General features: G+C 39.8%; 9 protein-coding genes. 2 read left to right on the top strand and 7 right to left on the bottom strand.

What is annotated here, in order from left to right; translation table 11 throughout:
• Window positions 1–10: 10 nt before the first annotated feature.
• Window positions 11–1,105 carry a ferrochelatase gene (hemH, locus tag HMPREF9189_RS06460; RefSeq protein WP_000709269.1) on the bottom strand — a complete coding sequence of 365 codons (1,095 nt, stop codon included), beginning with the start codon at window positions 1,103–1,105 and terminating at the stop codon, window positions 11–13.
• Between the two features lie 152 nt (window positions 1,106–1,257).
• Between hemH and pepT the strand changes: the two genes are divergently transcribed.
• Window positions 1,258–2,481, top strand: coding sequence for a peptidase T (gene pepT, locus HMPREF9189_RS06465; RefSeq protein WP_000121377.1), 1,224 nt, complete (start codon window positions 1,258–1,260; stop codon window positions 2,479–2,481).
• Window positions 2,482–2,517: 36 nt separating this feature from the next.
• Here the strand turns inward: pepT and HMPREF9189_RS12025 are convergent, their stop codons facing one another.
• From HMPREF9189_RS12025 to HMPREF9189_RS06495, 6 genes are all read right to left on the bottom strand, one after another.
• Window positions 2,518–5,571: a pneumococcal-type histidine triad protein gene (locus HMPREF9189_RS12025; protein ID WP_000694274.1), complete on the bottom strand. Its 3,054-nt coding sequence runs from the start codon at window positions 5,569–5,571 to the stop codon at window positions 2,518–2,520.
• A 7-nt stretch (window positions 5,572–5,578) separates the two neighbouring features.
• Complete coding sequence (locus tag HMPREF9189_RS06475) at window positions 5,579–6,496, bottom strand: metal ABC transporter substrate-binding protein (RefSeq protein WP_000747432.1); 918 nt, start codon at window positions 6,494–6,496, stop codon at window positions 5,579–5,581.
• A 188-nt stretch (window positions 6,497–6,684) separates the two neighbouring features.
• On the bottom strand, window positions 6,685–9,228 hold the full coding sequence (locus HMPREF9189_RS06480) for a pneumococcal-type histidine triad protein (protein ID WP_000700252.1): 2,544 nt from the start codon (window positions 9,226–9,228) through the stop codon (window positions 6,685–6,687).
• A gap of 258 nt (window positions 9,229–9,486) precedes the next feature.
• On the bottom strand, window positions 9,487–11,220 hold the full coding sequence (gene ptsP, locus HMPREF9189_RS06485) for a phosphoenolpyruvate--protein phosphotransferase (protein WP_009755337.1): 1,734 nt from the start codon (window positions 11,218–11,220) through the stop codon (window positions 9,487–9,489).
• 5 nt (window positions 11,221–11,225) lie between these two features.
• Complete coding sequence (locus HMPREF9189_RS06490; protein WP_000146948.1) at window positions 11,226–11,489, bottom strand: phosphocarrier protein HPr; 264 nt, start codon at window positions 11,487–11,489, stop codon at window positions 11,226–11,228.
• A 267-nt stretch (window positions 11,490–11,756) separates the two neighbouring features.
• On the bottom strand, window positions 11,757–12,977 hold the full coding sequence (locus tag HMPREF9189_RS06495; protein WP_000661896.1) for a S9 family peptidase: 1,221 nt from the start codon (window positions 12,975–12,977) through the stop codon (window positions 11,757–11,759).
• Window positions 12,978–13,628: 651 nt separating this feature from the next.
• Here HMPREF9189_RS06495 and nrdH point away from each other — a divergent pair.
• Window positions 13,629–13,847, top strand: a complete 219-nt coding sequence (gene nrdH / locus HMPREF9189_RS06500; RefSeq protein ID WP_000259241.1) for a glutaredoxin-like protein NrdH — start codon at window positions 13,629–13,631, stop codon at window positions 13,845–13,847.
• The last annotated feature ends 69 nt before the right edge of the window (window positions 13,848–13,916 follow it).

Genomic DNA, 13,916 nt, shown 5'->3' on the forward strand with positions numbered 1-13,916 from the left:
CCTTTTTTCTTTAGTCTTTCGGCAACTTACCAGCCTTTTCTAGCATTTTCTTAATCAAGTAAGGCATCTTCACATTTTCACGACCTTTTTTCTCAATCAGTTTTTTCACAAATTCTGGCATCTGAAGGTCATCTGTTTCTTCCATAATATCCTTGGTGGTTGCTGAAGGCGCTAATTCGTCAAAGGTTTCTTCTTCTGGGAGAAATTCCTTAAATTCTTTTTGTTCGTTGGCCCTTACAGTATCAACTAAAGCATCAATTAAACGAGAGTCTGTGTTTGGCATAGCTGGTCGATGGTAGGTGACACCTAATTCTTGACATAATTCATAACATTCTACATCGTTATCAAAAAGAACTTCAATATGTTCACTGATAAAGCTAATTGGTACAAAAATATAATGCTCTGGATGTTGCTTTTGTTCTCGCAAATATTCTAAGACATCTGGCTTGATCCAAGGGATTCCAATATCACTCTCGCTCTGCCAAGTATTGGTATACTGATCTGCTGTTAGACTGAGTTGCTCTGCTATCAACTTGCTATTATCAAAAATCTGATCGATATAAGGATCGCCAAAGTCCAAGGCAAAAATTGGAACACTATGGGCTGAGAAAATCACCTTAAAGGACTCTTCTCCCACATCGTTTCGTAAAATTTTGCTAATCTCATCTGTCCAGAAGTCCAGCAAAGATTGTTGCTGATACCAATCCTTAATGACTAAAAATTGTATTTGCTGGCTCTCCAGGAACTTTTCATACCCCATAACCGAGTAGAAGGAATAATGTGGTTCTAAAATCAAACAAATACACTCTTCAACGCCATCAGCCTCCATCTGCTTGATCACATCAGGAATAAAGGGGCGAGAAAATTTGTTAGCAAAGTAGATATCATAGTCTTCTCCTAACCGTTCCTTGACTAGACTGACCTCCTCACGTGTAATCCTCTGAAGCGGTGTTCCACCTATACGAACATAGTTGTCATAGAGAGTCTGAATCTCGTGATCCTTGGGTCTAACTCCACGACGAATGTTGGTAAAAAAATCCGCCACACTCTCAAAGGTAATCTCTTCTGGCGAACCGAATGTCATCATTAAAATTGCTTTTTTCATCGATATGTCCTTGTGATGTTTTTTTCAATTACCATTCTACCATGAAATATATAATAAATAAACGCTTTCATTCATTTTATTTTTATTTACTTCTCTTTGTCTTTCTCTCCATTCTATGATACAATGAAAAAAATGATAATAAAGGAGTTTTTATGTCTTATCCGAACCTTTTGGAACGTTTTCTTACCTACGTTAAGGTCAACACGCGTTCTAATGAACACTCTACTACTACTCCAAGTACGCAAAGTCAGGTAGATTTTGCGACCAACGTTCTTATTCCTGAAATGAAACGTGTTGGTTTGCAAAACGTCTACTACCTTCCAAATGGTTTTGCAATTGGGACCTTACCAGCTAATGATCCAAAGCTCACTCGCAAAATTGGCTTCATCTCCCATATGGATACTGCTGATTTTAATGCGGAAGGTGTGAAGCCACAAGTCATCGAAAATTACGATGGTGGAGCTATCGACTTGGGTGATTCTGGATTTAAACTAGATCCTTCTGACTTCAAGAGTCTTGAAAAATATCATGGTCAAACGCTTATCACAACTGACGGCACGACCTTGCTGGGTGCCGATGACAAATCAGGTATTGCTGAGATTATGACCGCTATCGAGTACTTGACTGCTCATCCTGAAATCAAACACTGTGAAATTCGTGTTGGCTTTGGACCTGACGAAGAAATCGGTGTCGGTGCCAATAAGTTTGATGCAGATGACTTTGATGTAGACTTTGCCTACACGGTTGATGGTGGACCACTAGGGGAACTGCAGTACGAGACTTTCTCAGCAGCTGCTGCTGAACTTCATTTCCAAGGGCGCAATGTTCACCCTGGTACTGCTAAAGGTCAGATGGTCAATGCCCTTCAGCTAGCGATTGATTTTCATAATCAACTTCCTGGGAATGATCGTCCTGAACTGACAGATGGTTACCAAGGTTTCTATCATCTTATGGATGTGTCAGGTAGTGTCGAGGAGGCGCGTGCAAGCTACATCATTCGCGATTTTGAAAAGAATGCCTTTGAAGCACGTAAAGCAGCTATGCAGTCTATTGCTGACAAGATGAATCAAGAACTTGGTAGTAATCGTGTTACCTTAAACTTGACTGACCAGTATTACAACATGAAAGAAGTCATCGAGAAAGATATGACGCCCGTTACCATTGCCAAAGCCGTAATGGAAGATCTGGGAATCACGCCAATCATTGAACCGATTCGCGGAGGGACTGATGGGTCTAAGATTTCCTTCATGGGTATTCCAACTCCGAATATCTTTGCAGGTGGTGAAAACATGCACGGACGTTTTGAATACGTTAGTCTTCAGACCATGGAGCGTGCAGTAGATACCATCATTGGAATTGTATCTTATAAAGACTAAAAAAGACGAGGTAGCTCAGCTACTTCGCCTTTCTTTTTATTCGTTTGGTTGAGTACTTGGATCAGACTCGCTTTTCTCTTGCTTTTCGCTTGCTTGAGAAGCAGCTGTTTCATTGCCTTTCTCAGACTTAGATTGGCTAGCAGTTTCACTCGATTTTGAACGAAGTTCTTGATTCAAGCTAATAATCTCTTTAGCTAGAGCAAGGAGACCTTCTTTATCCCCGCTTTTAGCTGCAAGCTGATCAAAGAGTGCATCGACACGTTCAAAGTCAGCATCTGAACCTTTGTTATCTTCCAAATACTTGTGAAGAGACATCAGAACATTATAGAGTTTTTGATAGATCATCACCGTTTGTGGATCTTGCTCCGCCTGTTTTTCTTCTCGTTGGATAGTTGTTGCAATACGGTTCAAAAGTTCCTCAAGCTGTGTTTTGGCTTCATCAAAGTCCGCATTTTCTTTTTCTGTGGCTGCTTTGATATTAGCTACTTCTTCAGCTAGGGATTGTTTGACACCGTCTTCTTTGACACGTGCTAGAAGTTGAACAGCTTTGGTCAGAAGAGCATCCACTTCTTCCTTCTTGACCTTGCTAACCCGCTCTTCTGGCATGAAATCACCGTAGAGTTCTTTTAGGAATTCATAGATAGCTGTCTTAGCAGTTTGACTATCTACTTTTTCCGTATCTAGAATAGTCTTACCAGCTTTTGTAGAAACGGGTTCTTCTTTGAGAGCTTCTTCTACTTCTAGCTTAGTTTGGTAAATAGTTGGGAATAGCTTGTTCAAGTCGGTTGCTTTGAGGAAAGATTGTGACTGGTAAAGTTCCCAAGTCAACTTGGCAACACGGTTCCGAAGTTCTTCTCTCAAACGACCATCAGACACATGTTCATAGAAATACTTGATGTACTCTACTGTTGTGACTCCTGTCCGATCTCGGAAATCTTGCAAGGCCTGCAGTTTCGCTTCAATGGCAGCCAACTCTGTCTCATCCTGTGCTAGTTTTGCTTCCTGCAAATGAAGCAAGAGATCCTTCTTAGGCAAACCATATGTATCTGTATCCAGTGTATTGATCTTATCTACAAGGGCTTGGTATTTCTTGTCTAAAGGTGATGTTTCAACTGGAGAAACACTATGATCCACATGGATATATTGCTTATCAAAGAGATTCAAGGCTGCTAAGTATCCAGCAGTTGAGTTAGTCGCCAATTTTTTCATGTTCTCGGTAAATTGACCCAAAGCAAGTTCCACACGTCTCTGCATGATAGGTTGGTCCTTGTAGAGGCTTCTGCTATCTGCTAACAGTTGATCCACTTTAGAAAGAACAGTCTGCTCGTCAAAAGCTCCAGGCTGATAGCTTGATTGTAAGGTAGGAATCTTGTTCTTTAAGGCTACCTCATATCCCTTGGTCTGAACCTTAATGTAGTGATTGTGATCACCATGAGGAATGACAAAACTACCATTTTCAACTTGCAAACTGTAAGGAGACACCCCATCACGTAGTGCAGTCGTATACAGTTCATTTAGGAAATCCAGTTCTGGATTTCCAGTTTGGAGAGGAATACGAACATGTTCTTTTCGAACGGCATAGGGATGGATATGGGTTGGATCATAGGCTTGATCCGGATTTCCAAAGACAAAGAATCCATTTGAAATACGAATCGCTTCGAGCGGAACCCCGTAGGTCTGTGAGATATACTTGATTTTTTCTTCATCGCTAGCATCTCTTGAGAAACTTTCCACAGTCTTTGCAAGTGGTTGAACAGGATCGGACTGATGATTTTCTTTCAAGTGATTTTGGGCAGCTTTGATTTGGGCTGCAGTCAAGTCCTTCTTAAAGAAATAATGAGCGTGATCTCCATGAGAAACTACAAACCCTTGCTCATCTTCACTAATAACACGATCAGCTGCAAAACTATGATCATGTTCTTCACCGTGGTGATGGTCATGCTCCTCTCCATCATGGTCATGATCTTCATGGTTGGTATCCTGGCTTCCATGGTCACCGTCTTGGTCATGAGAATGATTTGGCTGAGCTGGATGCTCTGCTGGTTTGCTTGGATTTTCTAAAGGTGTTGGCTTCCCACTGTCGCTAGATAAAGGAATCATACGCGCAATCTTTTCTTCCAATGCAGAAAGCTTTGTATATGGGATGAAATGATAGTGATTTCCGTGAGGAATCGCCACGCCACTCGGCGTTCTACTTGAAATCTTAGCAGGATCAAAAATCAAGCCATCTGATTCAGCATAACGTTGATTACTTGGAAGAGCATAGAGTTGCTGCAATAGACTCTGAAGGCTCTCTTCTGGTTTGCTTGGTGTTTCGGTTTGTTGACTTGGATTAGTGGTGTGACTGCTTCCATTTTGGCTTGGACGATAGTCAGTTACACTCGGTTGTTTTCTAGTTCCAGAGAGGTAAGCTTGAGCAGCTGCCAATTCGCTAGCAGATAAGGAACTCTTTGGAATGTAGTGGTAATGTCCACCGTGAGGAACGATATAAGCATCACCAGTATCCTCAATAATATCAGATGGATTAAAAATATAGCCATCATCGGTAGTATAGCGTCCTTGTGATCGTGCAAGTGTCACTGCACTGTTAGAAGTTGGGGCATCGTGTGTATGACCTTGTTTTTGGCGTTCAATTTCGTCCTTCGTACGAACGTTATCTGCATGAGCCACATCCTTAAGGTAAACATAATACTTACCATCCACCTTGATAATGTACCCACCTTTGATTTCGTTGACAATATCAGCATCCTTTAGCTGATAATCAGGGTCTTTCATCAACAGTTCTTCACTGAAAATCGCATCAAAAGGAACTTTACCATTGTAATAATGGAAATGATCACCGTGTGAAGTCACATAACCTTGATCAGTAATTTTCACGACAATTTGTTCTGCCTGAATATCTTCTTTTTTGCTAACTTGATCTGGTGTCTGAGTCTCTGTCTTTTGAGAGTCTTGTTTACCATCAACATAAGATACACGATTTGTATCTTTTTTGTCTTCTACCTGGTGTTGGTTCAGTGCGTAGATACAAAGACTTAGGGAAAGGACTAAAGCCGATCCCGCCGCAAGATACTTTTTCTTAATTTTCATAATCTCCTCATTTTAATTCTTCTGCAAGAACTTTCATATTTTCTTCTAGATTTTCTAAGTAAGTTTTATCATTTTCGGGGTCTGCTTCCAAAGGATTCAGTGTTTTCAGACTAACTCCTGTTGATTTGACCAAGGTTTCAGCAACTTTAGAAGAAGCATTACTCTCAGTAAAGATGGTTTTGACCTTATAGGTTTTGATAAATTCTTGGATTTCTGTCAACTGTCTTGGGCTCGGCTCTTGTTCAGGAGAGATACCAGCAATTCCAAGTTGTTTCAATCCAAAGCGTTTAGCCAAGTAAGAAAAAGCTGTGTGTTGGGTAACAAAAGTCTTTTGACTCGCTTTTTCAAAAATAGGCTGGAATTTCTTAGTCAATTCCTGAGCTTTTTTGATAAAGGCTTGAGCATTTTTTTGGTAAGTTTCTTTGTGCTCACTATCAACCTCTGAAAGTTTGTCCGCAATAATCTGCGCTTCTTCGCCTGCTTTTTCAGGATCTAACCAAGTATGCGGGTCGTAAAGTGTTTTTTCATCAATCCCATCACCAGCTTCTACATCTTCCAAGCCTGGTACACGGTCCAAAGTCATCCCTTCAGACGCTTCTAAAACCTTAACTTTTGATTTTTTCAAGTTAGGATCTAGACTTCCCGCCCAAGATTCGAGCGTATGAGAATGGTAGACAAAAACATCCGCGTCATAGATAGCAGCAATGTCATTGGCTGACGGTTCAAAGGAGTGAATCCCGTTACTTGACTGAATCATTCGAACATCATTCAAGTCACCCGATACCTCTTTGACCATGGCGTAGATAGGGTAAAAACTTGTGACAATCTTCATCCCTTTTGCTTCTTGTTTTTCTTTTTGACCACATGCTCCTAAGACAAGAGCCAATAAACTGGCCATCAATAATAGGATTGTTCTTTTTTTCATCATTACTCCTTAACTAGTATTTAACCATTTAATTAACTAGTAAATAGTTTATCTTTATTTACACTATCTGTCAAGATATTTTGTACATTTTCATGAAAAAAATGAGAACTAGAACTCACATTCTGCTCTCATTTTTCGTTTTCCCGTTCTCCTATCCTGTTTTTAGGAGTTAGAAAATGCTGTTACCTTTACTTACTTTCCTTTAACAAAGCCAATAGTTTTTCAGCTTCTGCCATAATAGTATTGTTGTCCTGAGCGCCAAACAATAGATTATTCTTTAATCCAGTAAGAGTTTCGTTAGCGTTGAACTTGATGACGGGGTCTTGGATTTTTGCAAGTAAATCTTCAGCCTCTCTCAACTTCGCTTCAACCTTTTCAGTCTCAACCTGAGTTTCTTCTGGCTCCTCTGGTGATTCTTCCTCAGGTTCCTCAGTTGGTTTTGGAGACTCTGGTTTCTCACTCTGCGGTTTCTCTTCGCGAGGTTTTTCTTCCTCAGGTTTTTCTGTCCGAGGTTTCTCCACTGATGGTTTTTCAGTATGATTATTATCAGCTTGACCATTTTGGTTTCTTTGAACATGGTCACTTGCATTGCCCCATCCACTATCTGAATGCGGACGTTCGTTTGGATGTTCTACATAGTACTTCACAGTCGCAAAGAGATCCTCTAAAGTATACCCCTTAGGAGCCTCATAAAGACCTTCGTCAAACCACTCAAATTTGATGTTATGGTAATGGTCATAATGAGGTATAATCAAGCTTCCGTTTTTGACTTCCACAGTATGTTGGAGATTGTAAGGCATACGATCAAGCGGTACCTTCTTAGCTGCTTTCACGCGGTTGTAGATAGCTTCTGCTCCTTTAGCTTCAGTATTTCCTGAATCCTGATGGTCAGTAGAAGGAGGTGTCAAACCTTTCTCTTTAGCATAAGCCTGGGCTGCCGCTCTTTCAGCTTCAGACAAACTATCTTTCTTAATCCAATGACTATGGGTCATATGTGGAGTTACATAGGCATCCCCCTCATCACTAGTGATATCACGAGGATCAAAGATATAGCCATCTTCCGTTGTATACTTGCCTGCCAACTTGGCTACTTGAATCTCATCATCAGTATAAGCAATTTGCGCATTCGGGTTTCCTAAACGTTCTGGATGACGAATCGGTGCTAGGAAGGTAAGAATATCATCCACTAACTTGACTTTATCGCTTGAGACATCATTGAGACGTTCCAAGAGTTTATCCAAAGCGTCAAATTCAGCTTGACGCCCTTTATTGGAAATTAAATCTTGATGAATGCTTGCTAGTAAGTCATAAGCCTTATTGTAAAAATCTCGATCACTAGATGGGAGGTTGGTTTTCTTAGCTCCTAGCTTATGAGACAAACTTTCTTGCTTGGCTAGTTTGCTATCAATGGCTACAGCAGTTTCTGCTGAAAGTTCCTTAGCAGGAATATAACGTGAGGTTCCATTTTCCTCAAAGACATAGCCATCAGCTACTTTTCGAACCGCTTGTCTAACCAATTTTTCGTCAATTGGATTGCTTGGAGCTGGTTGAGGATTTGGTGCAGGTTGCGGGCTTGGACTAAGTTCCGGAGTCGGTTGTGGACTTGGTTGTTCTGGTCTTGAATCCGGCACCCAATGGTTCGAACGATAGCGAAGCGGGATGATGCGAGCGATTCGTTCTTCCAATTCAGACATCTGTGAATAAGGGATAAAATGGTAATGGTCCCCATGAGGTACTGCAACACCTCTAGCTGTTCGACTTGTGATTTGTGCTGGATCAAAGACAAGGCCATCAGATTCTACGTGTCGTTGGCTGAGTGGCAAGCCATAAAGTTGTTTCAGAAGGCCATCAATATCCTCATCACTTTGACTTGCTTGGCTATCGTCGCTACTGTTACTGTTGTTAGATGTGTTTGTGTTCGTATAGCCACTGCCTTGATTATTATAGGATGGTGTCCATCTATCTATATCACTGCTAGCACTGTTGCCATTGGTACGGCGATAAGTAGGCGTATTTGATTGACCACTTCTACCAGATAGGAAGGCTTCTGCGGCAGCCAATTCGCTGGCTGATAACTCACTCTTAGGAATGTAGTGGTAATGGTCGCCATGAGGAACGATATAAGCATCACCAGTATCTTCAATGATATCGGATGCATTAAAGATATAGCCGTCATCTGTGGTGTAGCGTCCCTGTGAACGTGCCAAGGCTACCGCACCATCGTTTGCTGAAGTTCCTCCTTCACGATGCTGACTATGCTCTTGTTTTTGCCGATTGATTTCTTCTTTCGTACGGACATTATCTGCATGGGCTGCATCCTTAAGGTAGACATAGTATTTTCCATCTACCTTGATAACATAACCACCCTTGATTTCACTGATAATATCCTCGTCTTTTAGCTGGTAGTTTGGATCCTTCATGAGCAACTCTTCACTGATGATAGCGTCATAAGGAACCTTACCATTGTAATAATGATAATGGTCGCCATGTGAAGTGACATAGCCTTGGTCTGTTATCTTGATGACGATTTGCTCTGCATTGATTCCTTCACGCTTGCTAACCTCATCAGGAGTCAAATTCTCCGTTTTTTGCGTCGCTTGTTTACCATCAACGTAAGACACACGATTATTTTCCTTGACTGTTCTAGCTTGATACAATCCCAACTCATAAGAACAAACACTTAAAATCAAGGCTGCCGCAGAACCAGCTAGATATTTTTTATTAATTTTCATCGAAACTCTCTTTCTTTTTGATATTTCTAGTTGCAATTCATTTCTAAATTGCAGAAACTCCTCTCTAAAAGTTAACTGGTTAATAGTTTACTCCTAAATTTTCAACTTGTCAAGAATTTTATGAACCAGTTAACATTTTTTTTGTTTTCTACACTACCTTCTATCTGAACAGTCTGATTTAAGAATCCTATATTGAAAATCAATCACCAAATTTTTAAAGCAAAAAATCCCTGCAACTGAGTTGCAAGGACCTTTCAATTAATCAAAGTCAACGTATTCTTTTTGAAGTTCAAGAACTTCTTCCATTGTTGAGCATTCTGTAAGGGCACGGTTTGCGTACTCTTCCATCTTAGCTGTATCGAGTTTTTTCATCAGGCTACGTGTACGAAGGACAGATGTTGCTGACATAGAGAACTCATCCAAGCCCATTCCGACAAGAAGTGGAACAGCCTTTTGGTCACCAGCCATCTCACCACACATACCTGCCCATTTACCTTCAGCGTGAGCTGCTTTGATAACGTTGTTAATCAAACGTAGGATTGATGGGTTGTATGGTTGGTAAAGGTATGAAACTTGCTCGTTCATACGGTCTGCCGCCATTGTGTATTGGATCAAGTCGTTTGTACCAATTGAGAAGAAGTCAACTTCTTTTGCAAATTGGTCTGCAAGCATAGCCGCTGCAGGAATCTCGATCATGATACCAACTTGGATGTTGTCCGCAACTGCAACACCTTCAGCAAGAAGGTTTGCTTTTTCTTCGTCAAAGACTGCTTTCGCTACACGGAATTCTTTCAAAAGCGCAACCATTGGGAACATGATACGCAATTGACCGTGTACAGACGCACGAAGAAGAGCACGGATTTGTGTGCGGAACATAGCATCTCCAGTCTCAGAAATAGAGATACGAAGGGCACGGAATCCAAGGAATGGGTTCATTTCATGAGGCATATCAAAGTAAGGAAGTTCCTTATCTCCACCGATATCCATTGTACGAACGACAACTGGTTTACCGTTCATTCCTTCAAGAACAGCTTTGTATGCTTCGTACTGCTCGTCTTCTGTTGGGAAGTCTTGAGAATCCATGTACAAGAACTCTGTACGGTAAAGTCCAACAGCTTCAGCACCGTTGGCATTGACACCTTCAACATCTTTTGGAGTACCGATATTAGCAGCCAATTCAAAGTGTTTACCATCAGCAGTCACTGTTTGAGCGTCTTTCAAAAGTGCCCATTCAGCTTTTTGCTTCGCATAAGCTTCACCAGCAGCCTTGAATTCTGCCGCTTGCTCATCAGTTGGGTTGATAATCACTTCACCAGTGATACCGTTAACAGCAAGGATATCACCATCTTTAACAATTTCAGTGATGTTGTTTGTACCTAGTACTGCCGCGATTTCAAGTGTACGAGCCATGATAGCTGAGTGGCTTGTACGTCCACCAATGTTGGTTACAAAAGCTTTTACAAAGTTTTTGTCCAATTGAGCTGTATCTGAAGGAGTCAAGTCATGCGCAATCACGATCACTTCTTCATTGATAGAAGCTGGGTTCGGCAATTTTTTACCAAGGAGATTTGCCAATACACGTTTTGTCACGTCGCGGATATCCGCTGCACGTTCTTGCATGTATGGGTTGTCTTCCATGCCTTCAAAGATAGTGATAAACATGTCTGTCACTTCTTTCAGACCTGCTTCTGCATTCACTTTCTTCGCACGGATTGTTTCCTTGATTTGACTGATCATTTCTGGGTCAGCAAGAACCATTAAGTGAGCGTCAAAAACTTGAGCAGCTTCTTCACCGAGCGTACCTACTGCTTTCTCACGAATAACAGAAAGCTCGTCTTGTGATGCTTTTAGAGCGGCATCAAGGCGAGCTTCTTCTGCGTTTGTATCTTCGACTGTAATAGTCTCAAATGACAAATCCGGTTGAACGAGTAGATATGCTTTTGCAACTGCAACACCGTCAGATGCTGCGATTCCTTTAAGCATTTCTGTCATTTTCCTTATGCCAATCCTTCTTTTTCCATAGTTTCAGTGATAGCAGCGATTGCGTCGTCAGCATCTGCACCTTCAGCTGAAATTGTAACATCAGCACCTTGGCCAACACCAAGACTCATAACACCCATGATTGATTTAAGGTTTACTGATTTACCTTTGTACTCAAGAGTGATATCTGAAGCAAATTTGCTAGCTGTTTGAACCAACAATGTTGCTGGACGTGCGTGGATACCTGTTTCTGCCACTACGTGGAAATCTTTAGAAGCCATAGTTTGACTCTCCTTTAATTGTTTCTTATTTGGATTATATGTGATAACCCTTACAAGACTGTATTATATCACCTTCTAGATAATTTTTCAAGTATTTTATGGACTTTTACTGAAAATGAACTTGCTTCTTTTTCTATCATACAGGTACTATGGGAAATTTGGGCACTAATTATTAATAGTATAGAATTATCTAGTTAGCCACTTAACGTAAAATAATCTTTTGATGTCTCACATTAAAATAGATATACTTAAGTAGTGTAAGCGTGGCTAAAAATTCAATCTATTCCATTCAAATAAAGTGTCCAACCAATCAAAAACTATATTATGGGCGAGTCTTAAATTATTGACTTGACAATGAGCATCTGCACCGCTTTCGGAGTCAAAAACCTGAAGTTTAGTTTGCGGATTTTTAGATTTAAGCGCTTCATAAATTACCTTAGTTTGTCGTTGCAGCTCAGTACCTTCTCCCTTTCCCATTATAAACAGGCAAGGACATTGAATTTTTTGATAATCTACAATCTTTGCGTGGTTAAATACATCATCAATAGCACTCTTAAAATCAGAAGTACCAAACTGCCATGCATACTTTTTAAGATTCAAATTTGCTGATTCATTCAAATTTCCAGCTAATTTTAAAATGGCATTTATTAACCAACTAGGTGCTTTCAAACTTGATCCAAATTCTTTTCTGAAAAGTTCTGCAACGTCGTAAATAGGGGTACTAGCAATCCAAGCATGAATTCTTGGATCCTTTTCAACAGCTTGTGCGGTAAAATATCCCCCTCCGCTGACACCATAAATGGCTAAATAATTTAGTTTAGGATTTCTATTTTCCAACCAGTCTATGCATAATGAAATTGGAATAGAGGCATCCACATCAAAGACCAGCCCTCTACTAGGATTGCTCCCTTGACCGGGAAGGTCAACCATTAAAACATTATAATTTCGTATCCATCCAGGATATCCTGCAAAGTAAAATAAATCTTCGCGATAAGTATCACCTCCACCAATCATGATTAGCGTTGGGCAATTATCGCCGCTATGAAGATAATAACCAGGCAAGTAAGAACCCTGATAGGTAATAGTTAATTTTTCAATCGGTGCACCTAGTGAATGAATTGCACTAGAAAACACCTTCTCCATTTGACGAACGGTCGGTAAATACTCTTCAGAAAATGGATCGGTAAATTGGATTGCCGAGCGAAGTGAGTAGGTCTGTGCAAGATAATAATGCGCCTTTGTTTGTTCACTCAACCCTGAATTACTTGCTTCTTGTTCAAGGTAGTTTACATGCGATAAAAATACATTTTTCCAGTCATCAGGCTTTGGTGAGTTCCCCAATCTTTGAGCAAGATAATAAAGCTCTCCATGAGAGAAACCAAAAATTTCACCGATTCCTAACAACCAATTGAAGAAAAAATCCGTATCACCATTCTTAAAAAATATTTGAGTCGATTGCCGTTTTAAAATAACATCATTTTCTTTCACCACGCGCCTCCTAATTCTGTATTCTTTCATTCATTTAATCTAATTATAATCTGATAACATTCTCTATCAAACAAAAGTATCCAGATATCCATTTTTTAATCTTATAATCACAGATAGTGTATCACATAAAATGAACTTTTTCAAACATTGTATTTATATACTCCTTATGAAAGGATACGAAACTCATAAGTATCCTATATAAAATTAACCAATGATCCATTTTTATGAATACATCATAATCTGTTATTTCCACTTTGGTTATATTTTAGATATTCTAATACAAATATTGGGACATCTTGTGTAGAAAATTTCTTTTTTCGTAAATATTACAGTTTCTATTTTGTTAAAGTATTATCTCAGCTATACTTATTACTGTTCTTACGATTTTTGCTATTTTCTTCGTTTTCCTTTCTGATAACTTGCTGAAAATCTTCTATTTATATTGCCAATATACAGTATGTAGTTTTTTTATTTTGAGAAAGTTTGACAGTTCAACGGAAATCAAAATTTATGTTTTCGAAAACACTATATCTTGTGTTTTGATTTCAAAACCGTAACTTTTTGGCACAAGATTTAGTTTAAAAAGTTTGACAAAGTTTTTTTTTCTGATATACTAAGAAAGTAATCTATTTTGAAAGAGGAGTTACGAAAATGGTAACCGTTTATTCTAAAAACAACTGTGTACAATGTAAAATGACCAAACGTTTCTTGGATAGCAACAACGTGGCTTATCGTGAGATCAATCTTGACGAGCAACCTGAGTACGTCGATCAAGTTAAAGAGCTCGGTTTCAGCGCTGCTCCTGTTATCCAAACACCAACTGAAGTCTTTTCAGGTTTCCAACCAGGAAAACTAAAACAGTTAGCATAATTTTAGTGCATCATCCAGAAGAAATTGCTTCTAGGGCTAACTTAGAGGCCTTTCTTTTGTAATCAGGTT

The sequence above is a fragment of the Streptococcus sp. oral taxon 071 str. 73H25AP genome, assembly GCF_000146755.1.
Classification (GTDB): domain Bacteria; phylum Bacillota; class Bacilli; order Lactobacillales; family Streptococcaceae; genus Streptococcus; species Streptococcus oralis_T.

What these genes read in the sequence shown, in the direction of transcription:
- hemH (WP_000709269.1), bottom strand. Translation starts at nt 1,105, where the DNA reads ATGAAAAAAGCAATTTTAATGATGACATTCGGTTCGCCAGAAGAGATT.
- pepT (WP_000121377.1), top strand. Translation starts at nt 1,258, where the DNA reads ATGTCTTATCCGAACCTTTTGGAACGTTTTCTTACCTACGTTAAGGTC.
- HMPREF9189_RS12025 (WP_000694274.1), bottom strand. Translation starts at nt 5,571, where the DNA reads ATGAAAATTAAGAAAAAGTATCTTGCGGCGGGATCGGCTTTAGTCCTT.
- HMPREF9189_RS06475 (WP_000747432.1), bottom strand. Translation starts at nt 6,496, where the DNA reads ATGAAAAAAAGAACAATCCTATTATTGATGGCCAGTTTATTGGCTCTT.
- HMPREF9189_RS06480 (WP_000700252.1), bottom strand. Translation starts at nt 9,228, where the DNA reads ATGAAAATTAATAAAAAATATCTAGCTGGTTCTGCGGCAGCCTTGATT.
- ptsP (WP_009755337.1), bottom strand. Translation starts at nt 11,220, where the DNA reads ATGACAGAAATGCTTAAAGGAATCGCAGCATCTGACGGTGTTGCAGTT.
- HMPREF9189_RS06490 (WP_000146948.1), bottom strand. Translation starts at nt 11,489, where the DNA reads ATGGCTTCTAAAGATTTCCACGTAGTGGCAGAAACAGGTATCCACGCA.
- nrdH (WP_000259241.1), top strand. Translation starts at nt 13,629, where the DNA reads ATGGTAACCGTTTATTCTAAAAACAACTGTGTACAATGTAAAATGACC.